Consider the following 15702-nt stretch of genomic DNA (forward strand, 5'->3'; position numbering starts at 1 on the left):
TCATCACACCGACGAGAGGTTCCGATGCGCACCACCGCCTGCCTGGTTTCCGTACTGGCCCTGATGGCCGCCCTTCCCACCGCAGCGATCGCTCAGGCCGCACCGCCCGCATCCGCCAGCCCGGCGGCGCCGACCTATACGGCGGCCCAGTTCTTCGACACGATCAGCTATGGCCTGGCCTACAGCGGCGCCAAGGCCTTTTCGCCGGACGGAAAGTCGGTGCTGATCCGGTCGGACAAGACGGGTGTGTTTAACGCCTACGCCCTGCCCATCGCCGGCGGCGAGCCCGTCCAGCTGACCAACTCGACCACCAGCGCCATTACGCCAGTCAGCTACTTCCCGGCCGATGCGCGCATCCTGTTCACCCAGGACGGCGGCGGCGACGAACTGAGCCATCTGTTCGTCCGGACGCCTGATGGAGCCGTCACCGACCTGACACCCGGCGACAAGGTCAAGGCGGACTTCCTGAGCTGGAGCCAGGACGGCAAGACCTTCTTCGTCACCTCAAACGCACGCGACGCCTCGGCCTTCGACATCATCGCCTACGATGCGACCACCTATGCGCACCGGATGGTGTTCGAGAACACCGGCGGCTTCTCGCCCGCCGCCCTGTCGCCGGATGGCCGGTGGCTGGTTCTGGACAAGGCCCTGACCAGCGCGAACAACGACCTCTATCTGGCGGACCTGACACAGCCGGGCGAGCCGAAGCTGCTGACGCCGCATGAAGGCAATATCGCCTACGCCGCCTACGACTTCACGCCGGATTCAAAAGCCGTCCTGATCGGCACGGATCAGAACGGCGAGTTCCAGCAGGCCTTCCGCCACGATCTCGCGACCGGCGCCGTCACTCCCCTGATCCAGGCCGACTGGGACGTCAGCTTCGTCTTCTATTCGCCCAGCGGCCGCTATCGCGTCTCGGGCCTGAACGCCGACGCCAAGACCGAACTGACCCTGCTGGACACCACCACGAGCCGGCCCGTCGCCCTGACCGGCCTGCCCGACGGCGACATCGGCAATGTGCGCTTCAGCGAAGACGAAAAGACCATCGCCTTCACCGTCTCGTCCGACACCTCGCCGGCTGACATCTTCGTCGCCGACCTGACGACCGGTCAGGCGCGCCGCCTGACCCACGCCCTGAACCCCGCCATCGACGAGAACGCCCTGGTCGAGGCGACCATCGTCCGCTACCCCGGCGAAGGCGGCGTGATGATCCCAGCCGTTCTCTACAAGCCCAAGGGGGCCTCAGCCGCCCATCCGGCCCCGGCCATCGTCCTGGTCCACGGCGGCCCGGGCGGCCAGACCCGACGCGGCTATTCGGCCATGGTCCAGCATCTGGTGAACCACGGCTATGCGGTTCTGGGCGCCAACAACCGGGGCAGTTCAGGCTACGGCAAGACCTTCTTCCACATGGACGACAAGAAGCACGGCGAGGCCGATCTGCGCGACATCGTCGCCGGCGGCGAATGGCTGAGACAACAGGACTGGGTCGCCGACGACCAGGTGGCGGTGATGGGCGGGTCGTACGGCGGCTACATGACCGCCGCCGCTCTGGCCTTCCATCCGGACGCCTTCGCCGCAGGCGTCAACATCTTTGGCGTGACCAACTGGGTGCGGACCCTGGAGTCCATCCCCGCCTGGTGGGGCGCCAACCGCATCGCCCTGTATGACGAGATGGGCGACCCCGCGACCGACGCCGAACGCCACCGTCGCATCTCGCCCCTGTTCCATACCGAGGGGATCACCAAGCCCCTGCTGGTCGTCCAGGGCGCCAACGACCCCCGCGTGCTTCAGGTCGAAAGCGACGAACTGGTCGCCGCCGTCCGCGCCAACGGCGTGCCGGTCGAATACGTCCTCTTCCCCAACGAGGGTCACGGCTTCACCCGCCGCGACAACCGCATTACCGCCCAGGACGCCTATCTGACCTTCCTGGACAAGTACGTGCGAAAATAGGACCGACGAGCCGAGGGGGCCCGCTCATTGGTCCCCTCAAGTCGCGACGGCATAGACCCTCAACCGATGCCCGTCCGGGTCGCCGGCCACGAAGCTGCGGCCCGGCTGCGTATCCACCGGCGGCGTTAGGATGCGCGCGCCCCGGTCCCACCAGTCGATGTGGGCCTGATCGACGGCGGCTGCGCCGTCTAGGGGGAAATCGACCTCGCACACCTCGCGCCGATCGCCCGCGCACCGCAACAGGCCCAGCGCACGGCCTGAACTGAGCACGAACAGCGCTCGATCCGGCCCCGCCATCACCGGCCGACAACCGAGCAGGCCCGCATAGAAGCGCGCGCTGGTCTCTGGATCCGCGACAGCCAGAAGAATGTCTTCGATCTCGATCATCAGCCCGTCCCTTGCTCCAACACGACGGAGCCTAGCCGGTCCTGCTGCCAGTTTCCGTCAGCAGCCTTCGGACGATCTCGACCTTTCGTGCGCCTCGCGCCAGGTCTTCATCAGGGCCTGCCGACGCGCAGGATAGCGCGCCTCCATCACCTCGGCCTCGACGATGCGGTCGGTACGGAAACTGCGGAAGTCGCCGCGCAGTTCGCACCAGGCGATCAGCAGCCGCACCCGGTCGAAGAAGGCCAGGGCGAAGGGCCAGACCACCCGTTCGGACGCCGCGCCCGCCTCGTCGCGATAGCACAATCTCAGCCGCCGCTCGGTGCGGATCGCCTTCCTCAACAGCCCCGGATCGACTTGGTCCGCCGGAAACGGCGCGCCCGGCACGACCAACAGCGCCGAGGTCTCCATCTCGTCGCGCAGATCGGGCGGCAACACCGCCGAAATCCGCCCGAGAGCCGCCAGCGCCGCATGCCGCATGCGCGGGTCGGCCCGGTCCGCCACCCAGCGCGAGCCCAGCACGAGAGCCTCGATCTCTTCCGGCGTGAACATCAGCGGCGGCAGCATGAAGCCGGGCTTCAGCACATAGCCGACCCCCGCCTCCCCCTCGATCGTCGCGCCCTGCGCCTGCAGGCTGGCGATGTCGCGATAAAGGGTGCGCAGGCTGACGCCCATCTCATCCGCCAACACCTGCCCGCTCACCGGCCGACGATGCCGCCGCAGGACGTTCAGCAGATCAAGCAGGCGTTCGGACCGGGACACGGCGTCAGCCTAGCAGACACCCTGCCAGAAAGCGGCAGCAGCCTGAAAATTCTAGGCCGCAGCCATCTGCCGCAGGGAGCGGTCGCGGGGCTGTCATGCAAATCGCCTAGGCGGAGCGAAACCTGCTCGGACGCCCGCCATGCCTCTTCGCCTCGCCGTCTCTGCGGCCCTGATCGCCCTGATGGGTTCAACCGCAGCCTTCGCCCACGACGGCCACGACCATCGCCATCCCGCCCAGCTCCAGCCGGTCGCGCCCTATCCGACGGCTCCGACGAGTCAGGCCCGCGCCTGGCTGGCCGGCGATCACCACGTCCACAGCCGTTACAGCGTCGGCTATACGCCCGATCCGGCCAATCCGGACGCCCCGCCCACGGCCGTCATCGCCGGCGACGCCGTCTATCCGATCCCCCAGAACGCCCGCATGGCCCATCGTTTCGGCCTGGCCTGGATGGTCTCGACCGACCACGGCGGCCCGAACCATTCCAAGCTGAACGCCGAACAGGCCTATCCCGAACTGCTGATGGCCCGACGGGAAATCCCCGACCTGCTGCTCTTCTACGGCATGGAGTTCGACACCCCCGGCGGCGATCACTCCAGCCTGATCCTGCCGCGCACCGAGGCCGAGCGCGACACCCTGCGCGATCTCGAAAGCCGCTTCGCCAAGCGCGAAGCCTGGCCGACCGACCCCGCCCGCGATCAGGAGCCGCGCATGGTCGAAGCCCTGCGTGTCATGGACGGACTGGACGACCGGCCCGTAGTGATCGCCAACCACCCGTCGCGCTCGGCGACGGGCCTGGGCGAATACGCCCAGTATGACCCGGCCGAGCTGCGCGACTGGAACGACACCGCCCCGCGCGTGGCGGTCGGCATGGAGGGCGCGCCGGGTCACCAGGCCGCGACCCTGAACCCCGACGGCTCGATCAAGCCCGACGGCATGCGCGGCATCTATGGCCGCGCCCCCACCATGGGCGGCTTCGACCAGATGACGGCGCGCCTGGGCGGCTTCTGGGACTCCATGCTGGGCGAGGGCCGCCGCTGGTGGATCACCTCGACCTCGGATTCGCACCGCCACTACAGCGAAGGCGGCGTCGACTTCTGGCCCGGCGAATATTCCAAGACCTATGTCCTGGCCCGCCGCGACCACGCCGATGTGCTGGACGGCCTGCGCGAGGGCCGCATCTTCGTCACCACCGGCGACCTGATCTCCGAATTGGACGTGACGGCCCAATCCGGCGGCCGTTCAGCGGACATCGGCGGCGAACTGAAGGCCCCGGCGAACCAGCCCGTCGTGATCACAGTGCGTCTTCGCGACCCCGCCGGCCCCAACGCCTCGGGCAAGGACAGCGCCGTCGCCCGCCTGGACCTGATCGTCGGCGACGTCACCGGCCCCCGCCCCGACCGCGACGCCGACCACAACCCTTCCACCCGGGTCGAGCGCCGCTTCACCGCCGCCGACTGGATCCGCGACGGCGAGATCATCACCATCCGCCACACCCTCCCCGCCTCGACCACGCCCCGCTACATCCGCGTACGCGGCACCAACGGCCCCGAACTTGAGCCCACCCCCGACCCCGCCGGCGAAGACCCCTGGAGCGACCTGTGGTTCTACGCCAACCCGGTGTTCATCACGCCTGGGGAGTGAGGGGGAGCAGGTGTCTTGTGACCCCTCCTCGCGCCCGGCGGGTTGTGCAGACGGACTTCGGAGTGTAAACGCCCCCTCCGAAGACGAGAGACCCATGTTCACCCACTACGTCACCATGACTGCGCCCAAGGGCTTGGACCGACTGCCGGTCCAGGGCGAATGCGCATGCGTGAGGGGTAGGTAGGGAAAGATCGGTCATCGACTTCGGTTTTCCAGCAACCCCTCCCGCCACCGGCCGGAGGGGTTTCTTGTATCCACAAGCGACGTCTCTCCGTCCGGTCCGGGAGGATCACAGACAGAGAAGGAGACGTCGGCCATGTCAGGCTATGACGTGATCGAAGGCTCGGGCGCGCTGATCAAGGCGTGGACCCGAGGGGTGCCCATCGAGGATGCGGCGCTGAAACAGCTGAAGAACGTGGCGTCGCTACCGTTCATCCACAAACACGTCGCGGTCATGCCCGACGTGCACTGGGGCATGGGCGCGACGGTCGGGTCGGTTATCCCGACCGTGGGGGCCATCATCCCGGCTGCCGTGGGTGTGGACATCGGCTGCGGCATGATGGCGGTGCGGACCTCGATCCACGCCGAACACCTGCCCGACGACCTGTTGGCCATCCGCTCCGCCATCGAGGCGGCCGTTCCGCACGGCCGCACCGACAACGGCGGGCGCAACGACAAGGGCGCCTGGGCCGCCGAACCGCCGGCCTCGGCCGTCACCCGCTGGGCCGATCTGAAGGCGGGCTATGACGTCGTGGTGGAGAAACACCCCAAGGCGGCGCACCCGCGCGGCTTCGGCCACCTGGGCACCCTGGGCACGGGCAACCACTTCATCGAGCTGTGCCTCGACGAGGCGGGCGACGTGTGGGTGATGCTGCACTCGGGCTCGCGCGGCGTGGGCAACCGGTTCGGGACCTATTTCATCGAACGGGCCAAGCACGAGATGCGCCGCTGGCACATCAACCTGCCCGACCAGGACCTGGCCTATTTCCCGGAAGGGACCGACGGCTTCGTCGACTATGTGCGGGCGGTGTCATGGGCGCAGAAGTACGCGCGCGCCAACCGCGAGGTGATGATGGACAGCGTGCTCGGAGTGCTGAAGGCCTTCTGGCCGGATCTGGAGACGACGCAGGAGGCGGTGAACTGCCACCACAACTACGTCTCGAAGGAGAAGCATTTCGGCAAGGACGTCTTCCTGACCCGCAAGGGGGCGGTGTCGGCCAAGGACGGCGAACTGGGCATCATCCCCGGCTCTATGGGGGCAAAGTCCTTCATCGTGCGCGGCAAGGGCAATGCGGATTCGTTCTGCACCTGCTCCCATGGCGCCGGTCGGGCCATGAGCCGGACCGAGGCCAAGCGCCGCTTCACGCTTGAGGACCACGTCCGCGCCACCGAGGGCGTGGAATGCCGCAAGGACGCCGAGGTGATCGACGAAACCCCGATGGCTTATAAGGACATCGACGCGGTCATCGCGGCCCAGACCGACCTTATCGAGGTCGTGCATACCCTGCGTCAGGTGGTGTGCGTCAAGGGATGACGGGAGCCGGTTTCACCGCAGGGTGAGGCCGGCTTTCGTCGTTCAGGTCTCGGCATAGGTGCGATCATCGGTCCCGCAATAACGATACATGATGTCGTATAGCCGGCCGTCCAGACGGCATGGATAACAGACGCCCGCGCTACTCCTGCGCACCTCGACATCACCTAAGGCTGCGGTCGAAGACAGCAGACGCTGGCAATCGCCTTCCCTCTTATAAGCCCACGCCCCTGCGATGGCCGTCACAACGACGGCGGTTCCGATCAGCGATTTGACGAACAGGCGGTTCACGACCAGGCACCGCCTTTTCTAAGCTGCTTCCTTCGGCATCACATCGCCCACCGTCGGTCGATTTTCTGCGCGGGTCAGCAGGATGTCCCGGGGTTTGACGATCTCGTTGCAGCAGCCGCAGGCGATGCGCGGCGTCAGGGTCGAGCCGCAGGTCTTGTGTATCATGTCGATGCCGCTGTCGGCGTCGCCATAGACGTGCTTGGCCCCCCAGCCGTGCAGGGTCACCAGAACGCCGTAGAGATCCTTGCCCTTGGCGGTCAGGATATATTCGTTGCGCGGCGGGCGTTCGGAATAAAGCTGCGGCTCCAGCACCCCATGCTGGACCAGGCTCTTCAGACGGGCGGCCAGGACGTTGCGCGCCACGCCCAGATTGTCCTGCCACTGTTCGAACCGGCTGACCCCGTTGAAGGCGTCGCGGATAACCAGCAGGGTCCAGGGGTCGCCGATCACCTCAAGAGTGGCGGCGATGGAGCAGCTTTGGCGGCTGTAGTCGGCGGTGCGTCCCATGCGGCGAAAGTGACCCCGCGTCAGCCGTTTGGCAAGGGTTGCAAATCAGAACGCTCCAGGTCAGTCTTGTTTGGCAACGGACATGCTGACCTCACGGTTCGCCGCCTTGTTACTTCGACTTCGGCGGGAGATCTTCATCAGGTCTTCCGCAGCCTCTTCGCCTGACGCAGGATTGCGCAATGACGCTGCCGATCTCTCTCGACGCCGCCCTGGCCTTTCAGACCCTCGACGACGGCGGTCTGTCCGCTCCGGTGCCTGGCCATTTCTCCAATGGCCCCTCGGGCATGGCGCCGGAAAAGGGCTTTCCGTTCGGCGGCCTGCTGGCGGCCCTGTGCGCCCAGTCGATGCGGCAGGGTCTGGCTCTGACCGCGCCCCTGCGCACCCTGTCGGTGCAATACCTGTCGGCGGCCGAGTTCGGTGAGCAGGTGGCCTTCCGCCCGCGCCTGCTGCGCGGCGGCCGCAACGTCGTCTATGCGGCGGTCGAGGCTGAACAGGACGGCCGCCTGACTCACCACGCCACGGGCACCTATGGGCTGGACGGCGCCACGCCGCCGGTCACGCCCCTGCACCTGCCGCCCCCGCCGCTGGACAGCCTGAACCCCAGGGCGACCATCCACGGCCCGATGGCCCCGCACTTCTCGCAGCATGTCGAATATCGGTTCGACGGCGGCCCCAACATCCTGGGCGGCAACGAGGGCCGGCCCGCGGTCGAGCGCACCTGGATGCGGATGGCGGACGGCCGGCCGCTGGACGAAGTCGGGCTGTGCTACCTGCTGGACGCCCTCTATCCGCCGGCCTGGACGCTTTCGAAGACACCGGCGGCGATGACGACCGTGGACCTGCGCATCGACATCCTGACCGATCCGGCACCGCAGACAGCGCCCGACGGCTGGGCCTTCTTCGAGTTCAGGATGCTGGACCTGGGGCTGGGCTGGACAGTGGACGAAGCCTCCGCCTGGGGCGCCGACGGAACCCCGCTGGCCCTCTCGCGCCAGCGCCGCAAACTGCTGCCGCAACGCACGGCCTGAAGTCAGCCCTCATTCATGATTATCAGCGACTATTCCAAATCTCTGGAGTCGTCCCCCATGCGTCGTCGAAATCGCCTCGTTTCCGTATCTCAAGTCGTCGTCGTCCTGGGGGGCTGTCTGATGCTCCAGGGCTGCCTGGTCGGCGCTGTCGTCGGAGGCACTGCGGCCGTCGTCGGCGGGACGGCCAAGGCCACCGGCGCGGTGGTCGGCGCCGGCTTCGACGCCGTCACCACCTCGGACGAGGAGACCAAACTGCGCCGCGAGCGCGAACAGCGCGACTACGAGCGCGAGCAAAGGCGGTGCGAACAGCGGCAACGCCAGGGCAAGCGCTGCTGATTAGAGGGTCAGCACGCACCGTTCGTTGATCGTCGGCCGCGCCACCTGAACCCGGCACAGGCCGGGCCATTCGGGCTGCAACGTCTTGAAGAACCACAGGCACAGGTTCTCCAGGCTGGGCAATTCCAGCCCTTCGTGTTCGTTCAGCATGCCGTGATCCAGCGTCTCCGCCGCCGCCTTCAGCGCCCGGTCCAGCGCGCCCAGATCGGCGACCCAGCCGTGCTCGGCATCCAGCACCTCGGACCGCACCGTCGCCTCGACCGTGAAGGAATGGCCGTGGACGCGGCGATAGATGCTGCCCTCGGGTTCGTTGGGGAAATGGTGGGCGGCGTCGAACGTCGCCTGTTTGGTGATTTCGAAAACGGGCATTAGCGGACGCCGATATACTTGTGTGTCTGGACGCTCAGGCGCCACTGGGGATGGGTCAGGCAGTATTCGATGGCGGCGGCGGTGTTCTCCGCCTGGTCGGGGCCGTCCATGGGCTGCAACCAGAACCGCTCGAAATCCAGGTGCTCGAACCGGTCCGGCAGGGCCTTGGCCTGCGGATAGACCAGCTTCAGCTCCTGGCCTTTGACCTGGATCAAGTCGGCGTCCGCCTTGGGACTGATGCAGATCCAGTCGATCCCGTCGGGCGCCGCCAGGGTGCCGTTGCTCTCTATGGCGATCTCGAAACCCCGCGCGTGCAGCGCCGCAATCAGCGGGTCATCCAACTGCAACAGGGGCTCGCCGCCGGTGCAGACCACCAGTTTCGGATCCCCCGCCCGCCCCCGCCACATCGCCGCGACATGATCGGCCAACAGGTCCGCCGTGGCGAACTTGCCCCCGCCGTCCCCGTCCACGCCGACGAAGTCCGTGTCGCAGAAGCTGCAGACGGCGGTCGCCCGATCCTGCTCGCGCCCGCTCCACAGATTGCAGCCGGCGAAACGCAGAAAGACCGCCGGCCGGCCCGCCTGTCCGCCCTCGCCTTGCACCGTCAGAAAGACTTCCTTGGCCGAATAGGTCACGTCTTGGCGCCCTGGGACACGACCCAGTCTTCATACCCCGCCGCGCGCAGTTCGCAGGCCGGGCATTCGCCGCAGCCATAGCCCCAGGCGTGCCGATGCGTCCGGTCGCCCTGATAGCAGGTGTGGCTGTCTTCGATGATCAGTTCGACCAGCGCCTCGCCCCCGATCCGGTCGGCCAGTTCCCAGGTCTGCCCCTTGGTCAGCCACATCAGCGGCGTGTCGATCACCACCGGCTTGTCCAGCCCCAGCGACAAGGCCCGCGCCATGGCCTCCATCGTCTCGTGACGGCAATCCGGGTAGCCCGAGAAATCCGTCTCGCACATGCCGCCGACCAGCACCTCCAGCCCGCGCCGATCCGCCAGGGCCGCCGCTGCGACCAGAAAGATCAGGTTCCGCCCCGGCACGAAGGTCGTCGGCAGGCCGCGCGCATCCATCTCGATTTTTCGATCGGCGGTCAGGGCGCTCTCGGCGATGCGGCCATAGCCGGTCAGGTCCACCACATGGTCGTCACCCAGACGGTCGGCGTACTGTGGTAAGGCCGCGCCCATTCCGGCCCGCACGGCTTGGCGCGCCTCCATCTCGACCCGATGGCGCTGGCCATAGTCGAAGCCGACCGTCTCCACCCGCTCGAACCGCTCCAGCGCCCAGGCCAGACAGGTCGCGCTGTCCTGCCCGCCGGAGAACAGAACCAGAGCCGATGTGGAGGTCTTTTCCAGGATGACGCTCATGACGAATCTGCGGTCGGCCAGTCGGCCGCGCGCATGCACAAAGGGATGGGAACCCAGATGGGTCAGGCGGGCGTCATACACCAGACCCGGATGCGGTGCAAAATCACCGTTTGCATCGATTTGCATCAAGCTGTGCCAGCTTAACCAATCCGCAAGCGATTTTGGGCATTAGTCCCAACGAGTAGGAGTTCCGGGCAGTATGCCGACCATCGAGACCCTTTCCGAGCGTCCCAAGCCGGTGGCTCCGACGACGCTCGGGTGCGAGGTGCTGGCGCGTTTCGAACGCGAGCCGGACACGCTCGTCATCCCCGTGGTCGATGGAAATCGTCCGGTCGGACTGGTCGAACGCACCGCCTTCCTGCAAAAAATCGCCGCCCGTTTCGGCCACGCCCTCTACGACCTGCGCCCCATCACCTACGCCATGGACTCTGAGCCGGCGGTGGTCGAGGCCGGCGTTCGCATCGACGCCTTCTGCGACATTATGCTGAAGGGCGGCCCGGCCGCCCTGCTGCGCGGCTTCATCGTCACCCATAACGGCGCCTATCTCGGCGTCGGCACGGCTGCGACCCTGTTGCAGGCTGTAAACACGCGTCAGCGCCAACAAAACGAAGAGCTGGCCGAACAGGCCGCGATCCTCAGCGACACGCGCGCCCAAGCCATCGCCGCCGCTCGCGCCAAGAGCCAGTTCCTGGCGATCATGAGCCACGAACTGCGCACGCCGATGAACGGTGTGCTGGCCGTCGCCGAACTGCTGCGTCGCCAGCCGCTGAACGCAGCGGCCCAGGCGCACGTCCAGACGATCATGGACTCGTCCGAAACCCTGCTGCGCATTCTTCAGGACGCGGTCGATCTGTCCAAGGCCGAGGCGGGCGAACTGGAGCTGAACAATACCCCTACCGCCCTCCGCGCCGTGATGGACGACATCCAGTCGATGTGGGAACCGCGCGCGTCTCAGGACGGCGTCACGCTGTTGGTCGGTTATGAAGGCGACACCGAGCTGGCCGCAGTCATCGATGGCACGCGACTGAAGCAGGTGTTCAACAATCTGATCGGCAACGCGCTGAAGTTCGCCCGCAACGGCGTGGTCGAGGCGGGGCTGAAAGCCTGGGTCGAGGGCGACCAGATTCATATGGAGGCCCGCATCCGCGACGACGGGCCCGGTGTCGAGGCCGACCGCGTCGACTCGATCTTCGAACCCTTCGTTCACGGCTCCGGTCCCGATGGCGCGGGCCTGGGCCTGTCGATCTGCCGCCAGGTGATCGACCGCATGGGCGGCCGGATTTGGGCCGAGAACAACAAGGGTCGTGGCGCCACCTTCGCCTTCGACCTGACCGCTCCGCGTGCGGCCGTGGAGGTCGAAGTCCAATCGAATGTGTCAGACCTGTCCGGACTGGACCTGAAGTCGGCCCCCCACATCCTGATCGTCGACGACAACGCCACCAACCGCGTCGTGGCCCAGGCCCTGTGCGAGATGTTCGGCTGCAGTTCCGAACTGGCGGAGGACGGCCTGGAGGCGCTTCAGGCCGTTCAGGAAAGCCGCTACGATCTGGTCCTGATGGACATAAAGATGCCGCGCATGGACGGCGTTCAGGCCACACAGGCCATCCGCGCCCTGCCCGGCGCCGTCGGCCGCGTGCCGATCGTGGCCCTGACCGCCAACGCCGATCCCGAGGACGCCAAACACTATCTCTCCATCGGGATGGCCGCCGTGGTGGAAAAGCCGATCAAGCCTGAACGTTTGCGCATGGCGATGAACGCCGCCCTCTCAGCGGCCCAGGAAGAGGCCGGCCACGCCGACCGGCTCTCTGAAGAAGAAGGCGACCGGTCAGCCGCCTGATCTTCAGTCCGGGCGGACGTCCAGCGCCTCCTCGTCCTCTTCGTCGTAACCGATCAGACGCAGCGCCCTCGCCTTCTGGCCATTGATCTCGGCCCATCGAAGCAGACCCTCCTCCCGACCGTGGGTGATCCAGATTTCCTCTGGCTTCAGCTCGGTGAAGGTCGCCGTCAGCTCGTTCCAGTCGGCGTGATCCGACACAACCAGCGGCAGTTCCACGCCCCTCTGACGCGCGCGCGCCTTCACTCCCATCCAGCCCGAGGCGAAGGCCGTGACCGGGTCGGCGAACCGCCGCGCCCAGCGATCCTGGATGGCGGACGGCGGAGCGATGGCGACCTCTCCACCCAGCGCATTCTTGGGCAGGTCGCGCGTCGGCGCCAGCGGCCCCAGATCGACGCCTTCGCGCTGATACAAGGTGTTCAACCGTTTCATCGCGCCGTGAACATAGATGGTGCGATCCCAGCCTGCCTCACGCAGCAGACGGATGATCCGTTGGGCCTTGCCCAGCGCATAGGCCCCGACCAGATGCGCCCGCTCGGGAAACTGACCCAGAGACCGCACCAACCGCCCGACCTCCTCCTCGGCCGGCGGATGGCTGAAGACGGGCAGGCCGAACGTCGCCTCGGAGATGAAGACGTGACACGGCACGGGCTCGAAAGGCGCACAGGTCGGGTCGCGGCGGCGCTTGTAGTCGCCCGAGACCACCATGGTCAGCCCCTTCCACCGCACCTCAACCTGGGCAGACCCCAGGACATGGCCGGCCGGGACCAGCCGCAAGTCCACGCCGTTGATCGCGGTGGCCTCGCCATATTCCACCGACTGCGGCTGACCTGTGAAATCGGCGCCGTAACGCTCGGCCATGATCGCGAGGGTCTGGCGAGTGGCGAGAACCGCACCGTGTCCGGCGCGGGCATGGTCCGCGTGGCCGTGGGTGATGACGGCCCGATCCACCGGCCGAACCGGATCCACGTAGAAGTCTCCCGGCGGACAATAGAGGCCGGCAGGCGTCGGATGCAGCAGGTCTTCGGGGCGGATCATGTTGCGGTAACGCTCTCGACGCCGTCAGGTCGCCGCCTCATACAAGATGATCGGAAAATCGGCTCAAAAGGTTCAGCCCGCACGATGCAAGAGAGCTTCCTCACCACCATCCTGCCGCAACTGGCGGCCGGCGCGGCCCATACCGGCGCGCTGGGCTTCGCTTTCGATGGACTGCACGACGGTGAGCCGCGCATTCGCGTGCCGTGGCGTGAAGATCTGGTGGGCGATCCCGACAGCGGCGTCTTCGCCGGCGGCCTGGTCACCACCCTGCTCGATCACATCGGCGGTCTGGCGGTCTGGACGGCGCTCGATACCTTCCAGCCCATCGCCACCCTGGACTTGCGCGTCGATTACATGCGCGCGGCGCGGCCGCGTGAGGATTTGCTGGCCCAAGGGCTCTGCTACCGCTTGACGCCGACCATCGCCTTCGTGCGCGCCTGGGCGTTCGAGGACGATCCCTCCGATCCCGTGGCGGCCGCCCAGTCCGCCTACATCCTCAACCAGACCCGTGAGCGTCCGACGCGAGCCGCCGCATGACCGATATCCTGAATCGGATGCCCTATGCCCGTTTCCTGGGCCTCCAAACCCTGGTCAGCGGCGACGAGATTACAGTGATCATGCCGTTCGCCGACAGGCTGATCGGCAATCCCATGCTGCCCGCTCTGCACGGCGGATCGACGGCCGCCCTGCTGGAAATGACCGCCATGGCCCAGGTTGCGATCACCTTTCCCAGCTCGCGCCTGCCGCGCCCGATCAATGTGACGGTGGCCTATCTGCGCACGGGACGGCCCATCGACGTCTTCGCCCGCGCCCGCATCAGCCGCGCCGGCCGCCGCGTCGCCCATGTTCAGGCCGAGGCCTGGCAGGAAGAGCGTGCACAGCCAATCGCGTCTCTGACCGCACACTTCCTCTTGGACAACCAGGGCTAGTCACCGCTGGCCTTGGCGCCGATTCGGCCTGGATCCCCACGGACGCTGAACTTCAACGCCATCCTTATGGCGGCGCTTCAACGCGCGATTGCTGCACTTATGAAGATACCCCTACCAAGCATGGTTAAGACGTGATAACCATAAGCTTCTCGTAACCTTATCTGAGGGGCTTTCATGGACCGCACTGAAGTCGTCACCAGCGTTGCTGGCGATCTGCATGCTACCGAACTCGCGATTGACGCGGCGATCACCCAGGCGACGACGCTGGTTCAATCCTTCATCGGCGCCCGTGCCGCCCTTTCGCTGTCGCCGGTCAGCGGCACGGTTTCGCAAGCCAAGGCCATGGAAACCATCGCCGCCCTGTCGGCAGCGCGCGAGTCCATCGTGGCCTGCCACGCCGAACTGCAAAAAGATCACCGCCGCCTCGGTTATGGCACCTATGCCGCCGGTCCGGTGGCGAAGCCGGATGATTGGTGGGGCGTTCAAGAATCGACCACCCAAGGACATCTTCGCGTAGCGTGAATTCTTGGTAAGCTTGGCTTATCGCGATTTCAGTTAGAACGGACTTGGGTCATTATCGCCCCCGCGCACTTTGGCGCGGGGGCGATTTGTCATGCTGAATATCGTCTACGCGATCATCGGCGCAGTCTTCATGGTCGGCATGGCCCTGTTCGCTTTTCTTAAGGGCGGCCGCCCAGAGCGGTTAGGCGCAGGCGCCTATCTGTTCGCTTGGTTTGGCACCATTGTGATGCAGGAAAACAGCGGCTTCCGCGGCGTTCCGCTGGGAATGTTTCTGATCGACCTATTGTTATTGGGCGTCTTTGTCGCGATCGCTTGGCGATATCGTCAATCTTGGCCTGTGTGGGTCAGCGGCCTTCAACTGATCGTGGTGATGGCTCACATCATGGCTTTGAGCGGACAGCCCGTGTCCATCTCATCGCTTTACACGATCATGAATTTCACCGGTTATCTCATCATCGCCTGCATCATAGCAGGCACGTTCTACGCGTGGCAGGAACGTCGCGCTGCTGAGTTGAATAGGTAGAAATTCCTACGCTGCGGGCTTAGCATGCGGACGAATCGTTCGTTGAGATGCCATGCCGCTATCGCATGCCAAACTTTGGAAAGCCGTCGATGCCTTGGCGCGGCGTGAGGGGCTGACGCCGTCTGGTCTGGCGCGGCGTGCGGGGTTGGACGCCACCAGCTTCAATCCGTCCAAACGCTTTGGTCCCGGCGATCCGCCACGTCCGCGCTGGCCATCGACCGAGAGCATGACCTTGGTGCTTCAGGCGACCGGCGTGTCGCTTTCCGACTTCGCGGTGTTGGCCGACGATGCCCCGGATAGAGCGACGACCGTGCCGCTTCTCGGTTTGGCGAAGGCGGGACAGGACGGGTTTTTCGACGATGCGGGCCTGCCGACCGGAGAGGGCTGGGACCAGACTGACCTGCCCCGCGCCAACGACACCTTGTTCAGCCTGAAGATCACCGGCGATTCCATGTCTCCGCTCTATCGCGAGGGCGACCGGGTCATTGTCGATCAGGAAGCGACGCGCGTACGGCGTGGGGACCGGGTGGTCGCCCGCCTGACGACCGGCGAGACCGTGGCCAAGGAGGTGACCAGCCTGACCAGCCGCACGGTCACCCTGTCCTCCATCAATCCCGACTATCCACCCCGCGTCGTCCCGCGCCGCGAAATCGAGTGGATGGCCCGTATTCTTTGGGTCAGTCAGTAGTTGAC

The 15702-nt window shown here is 66.2% G+C and carries 19 protein-coding genes; 11 read left to right on the top strand and 8 right to left on the bottom strand.

All coding sequences use genetic code 11. The annotated features are described in order from the left end of the window. The first annotated feature begins 24 nt into the window (after positions 1-24). The gene (locus tag ACK4MH_RS05210) at positions 25-1950 is read left to right on the top strand and encodes an alpha/beta fold hydrolase (protein ID WP_409715692.1); all 1926 of its coding nucleotides are present in this window, start codon (positions 25-27) and stop codon (positions 1948-1950) included. Positions 1951-1986: 36 nt separating this feature from the next. On the opposite strand, the gene ACK4MH_RS05215 is transcribed toward ACK4MH_RS05210, so the two are convergent. Continuing rightward, positions 1987-2337 (bottom strand): VOC family protein, encoded by a 351-nt coding sequence (locus ACK4MH_RS05215; RefSeq protein WP_409715695.1) that lies wholly within the window; start codon positions 2335-2337, stop codon positions 1987-1989. A 57-nt stretch (positions 2338-2394) separates the two neighbouring features. Next, positions 2395-3096: a helix-turn-helix transcriptional regulator gene (locus ACK4MH_RS05220; protein ID WP_409715698.1), complete on the bottom strand. Its 702-nt coding sequence runs from the start codon at positions 3094-3096 to the stop codon at positions 2395-2397. 139 nt (positions 3097-3235) lie between these two features. Here ACK4MH_RS05220 and ACK4MH_RS05225 point away from each other — a divergent pair, with 139 nt between their 5' ends. Next, positions 3236-4738: a phosphoesterase gene (locus tag ACK4MH_RS05225; protein ID WP_409715701.1), complete on the top strand. Its 1503-nt coding sequence runs from the start codon at positions 3236-3238 to the stop codon at positions 4736-4738. A gap of 316 nt (positions 4739-5054) precedes the next feature. Next, positions 5055-6272 (top strand): RtcB family protein, encoded by a 1218-nt coding sequence (locus ACK4MH_RS05230; protein WP_409715704.1) that lies wholly within the window; start codon positions 5055-5057, stop codon positions 6270-6272. A 42-nt stretch (positions 6273-6314) separates the two neighbouring features. Here the strand turns inward: ACK4MH_RS05230 and ACK4MH_RS05235 are convergent, their stop codons facing one another. Both ACK4MH_RS05235 and ACK4MH_RS05240 read right to left on the bottom strand, forming a co-directional pair. After that, positions 6315-6560 carry a hypothetical protein gene (locus ACK4MH_RS05235; RefSeq protein WP_409715708.1) on the bottom strand — a complete coding sequence of 82 codons (246 nt, stop codon included), beginning with the start codon at positions 6558-6560 and terminating at the stop codon, positions 6315-6317. Positions 6561-6578: 18 nt separating this feature from the next. Next, positions 6579-7067: a winged helix-turn-helix transcriptional regulator gene (locus ACK4MH_RS05240; protein WP_409715711.1), complete on the bottom strand. Its 489-nt coding sequence runs from the start codon at positions 7065-7067 to the stop codon at positions 6579-6581. Between the two features lie 179 nt (positions 7068-7246). Here ACK4MH_RS05240 and ACK4MH_RS05245 point away from each other — a divergent pair, with 179 nt between their 5' ends. Continuing rightward, positions 7247-8095, top strand: a complete 849-nt coding sequence (locus ACK4MH_RS05245) for a thioesterase family protein (RefSeq protein ID WP_409715714.1) — start codon at positions 7247-7249, stop codon at positions 8093-8095. A 57-nt stretch (positions 8096-8152) separates the two neighbouring features. Continuing rightward, on the top strand, positions 8153-8431 hold the full coding sequence (locus ACK4MH_RS05250) for a hypothetical protein (RefSeq protein ID WP_017504585.1): 279 nt from the start codon (positions 8153-8155) through the stop codon (positions 8429-8431). Here ACK4MH_RS05250 and ACK4MH_RS05255 read toward each other — a convergent pair whose 3' ends face one another. Genes ACK4MH_RS05255 through queC form a run of 3 tightly spaced genes read right to left on the bottom strand, consistent with a single transcriptional unit; the run spans position 8432 to position 10163 of the window. After that, positions 8432-8800: a 6-pyruvoyl trahydropterin synthase family protein gene (locus ACK4MH_RS05255; protein ID WP_409715718.1), complete on the bottom strand. Its 369-nt coding sequence runs from the start codon at positions 8798-8800 to the stop codon at positions 8432-8434. After that, the gene (gene queE / locus ACK4MH_RS05260; RefSeq protein ID WP_409715721.1) at positions 8800-9435 is read right to left on the bottom strand and encodes a 7-carboxy-7-deazaguanine synthase; all 636 of its coding nucleotides are present in this window, start codon (positions 9433-9435) and stop codon (positions 8800-8802) included. Before queE ends, ACK4MH_RS05255 begins: the two co-directional genes overlap by 1 nt. After that, positions 9432-10163 (bottom strand): 7-cyano-7-deazaguanine synthase QueC, encoded by a 732-nt coding sequence (queC, locus tag ACK4MH_RS05265; RefSeq protein ID WP_409715931.1) that lies wholly within the window; start codon positions 10161-10163, stop codon positions 9432-9434. The genes queE and queC overlap by 4 nt, the downstream gene beginning before the upstream one ends. Before the next feature lie 199 nt (positions 10164-10362). On the opposite strand from queC, the gene ACK4MH_RS05270 reads away from it, so the two are divergent. After that, entirely contained in the window at positions 10363-12000 is a 1638-nt protein-coding gene (locus ACK4MH_RS05270; RefSeq protein ID WP_409715724.1) for a response regulator, read from the top strand. Between the two features lie 3 nt (positions 12001-12003). Here the strand turns inward: ACK4MH_RS05270 and ACK4MH_RS05275 are convergent, their stop codons facing one another. Beyond that, positions 12004-13035 (bottom strand): ligase-associated DNA damage response exonuclease, encoded by a 1032-nt coding sequence (locus ACK4MH_RS05275; RefSeq protein WP_409715727.1) that lies wholly within the window; start codon positions 13033-13035, stop codon positions 12004-12006. Positions 13036-13119: 84 nt separating this feature from the next. On the opposite strand from ACK4MH_RS05275, the gene ACK4MH_RS05280 reads away from it, so the two are divergent. The 5 genes from ACK4MH_RS05280 (at position 13120) to ACK4MH_RS05300 (ending at position 15697) form a co-directional block, all read left to right on the top strand. Further along, positions 13120-13572 (top strand): PaaI family thioesterase, encoded by a 453-nt coding sequence (locus tag ACK4MH_RS05280; protein WP_409715730.1) that lies wholly within the window; start codon positions 13120-13122, stop codon positions 13570-13572. Further along, positions 13569-13964: a PaaI family thioesterase gene (locus tag ACK4MH_RS05285; RefSeq protein WP_409715733.1), complete on the top strand. Its 396-nt coding sequence runs from the start codon at positions 13569-13571 to the stop codon at positions 13962-13964. Before ACK4MH_RS05280 ends, ACK4MH_RS05285 begins: the two co-directional genes overlap by 4 nt. A gap of 174 nt (positions 13965-14138) precedes the next feature. Next, a complete protein-coding gene (locus ACK4MH_RS05290; protein ID WP_409715736.1) occupies positions 14139-14486 on the top strand; it encodes a hypothetical protein in 348 nt (115 codons plus the stop codon). A 91-nt stretch (positions 14487-14577) separates the two neighbouring features. Next, entirely contained in the window at positions 14578-15009 is a 432-nt protein-coding gene (locus tag ACK4MH_RS05295) for a hypothetical protein (protein ID WP_409715738.1), read from the top strand. A gap of 52 nt (positions 15010-15061) precedes the next feature. Then, the gene (locus ACK4MH_RS05300; protein WP_409715741.1) at positions 15062-15697 is read left to right on the top strand and encodes a helix-turn-helix transcriptional regulator; all 636 of its coding nucleotides are present in this window, start codon (positions 15062-15064) and stop codon (positions 15695-15697) included. Positions 15698-15702: the final 5 nt, after the last annotated feature.

This window comes from Brevundimonas sp. (genome assembly GCF_046295075.1).
Classification (GTDB): Bacteria; Pseudomonadota; Alphaproteobacteria; order Caulobacterales; family Caulobacteraceae; genus Brevundimonas.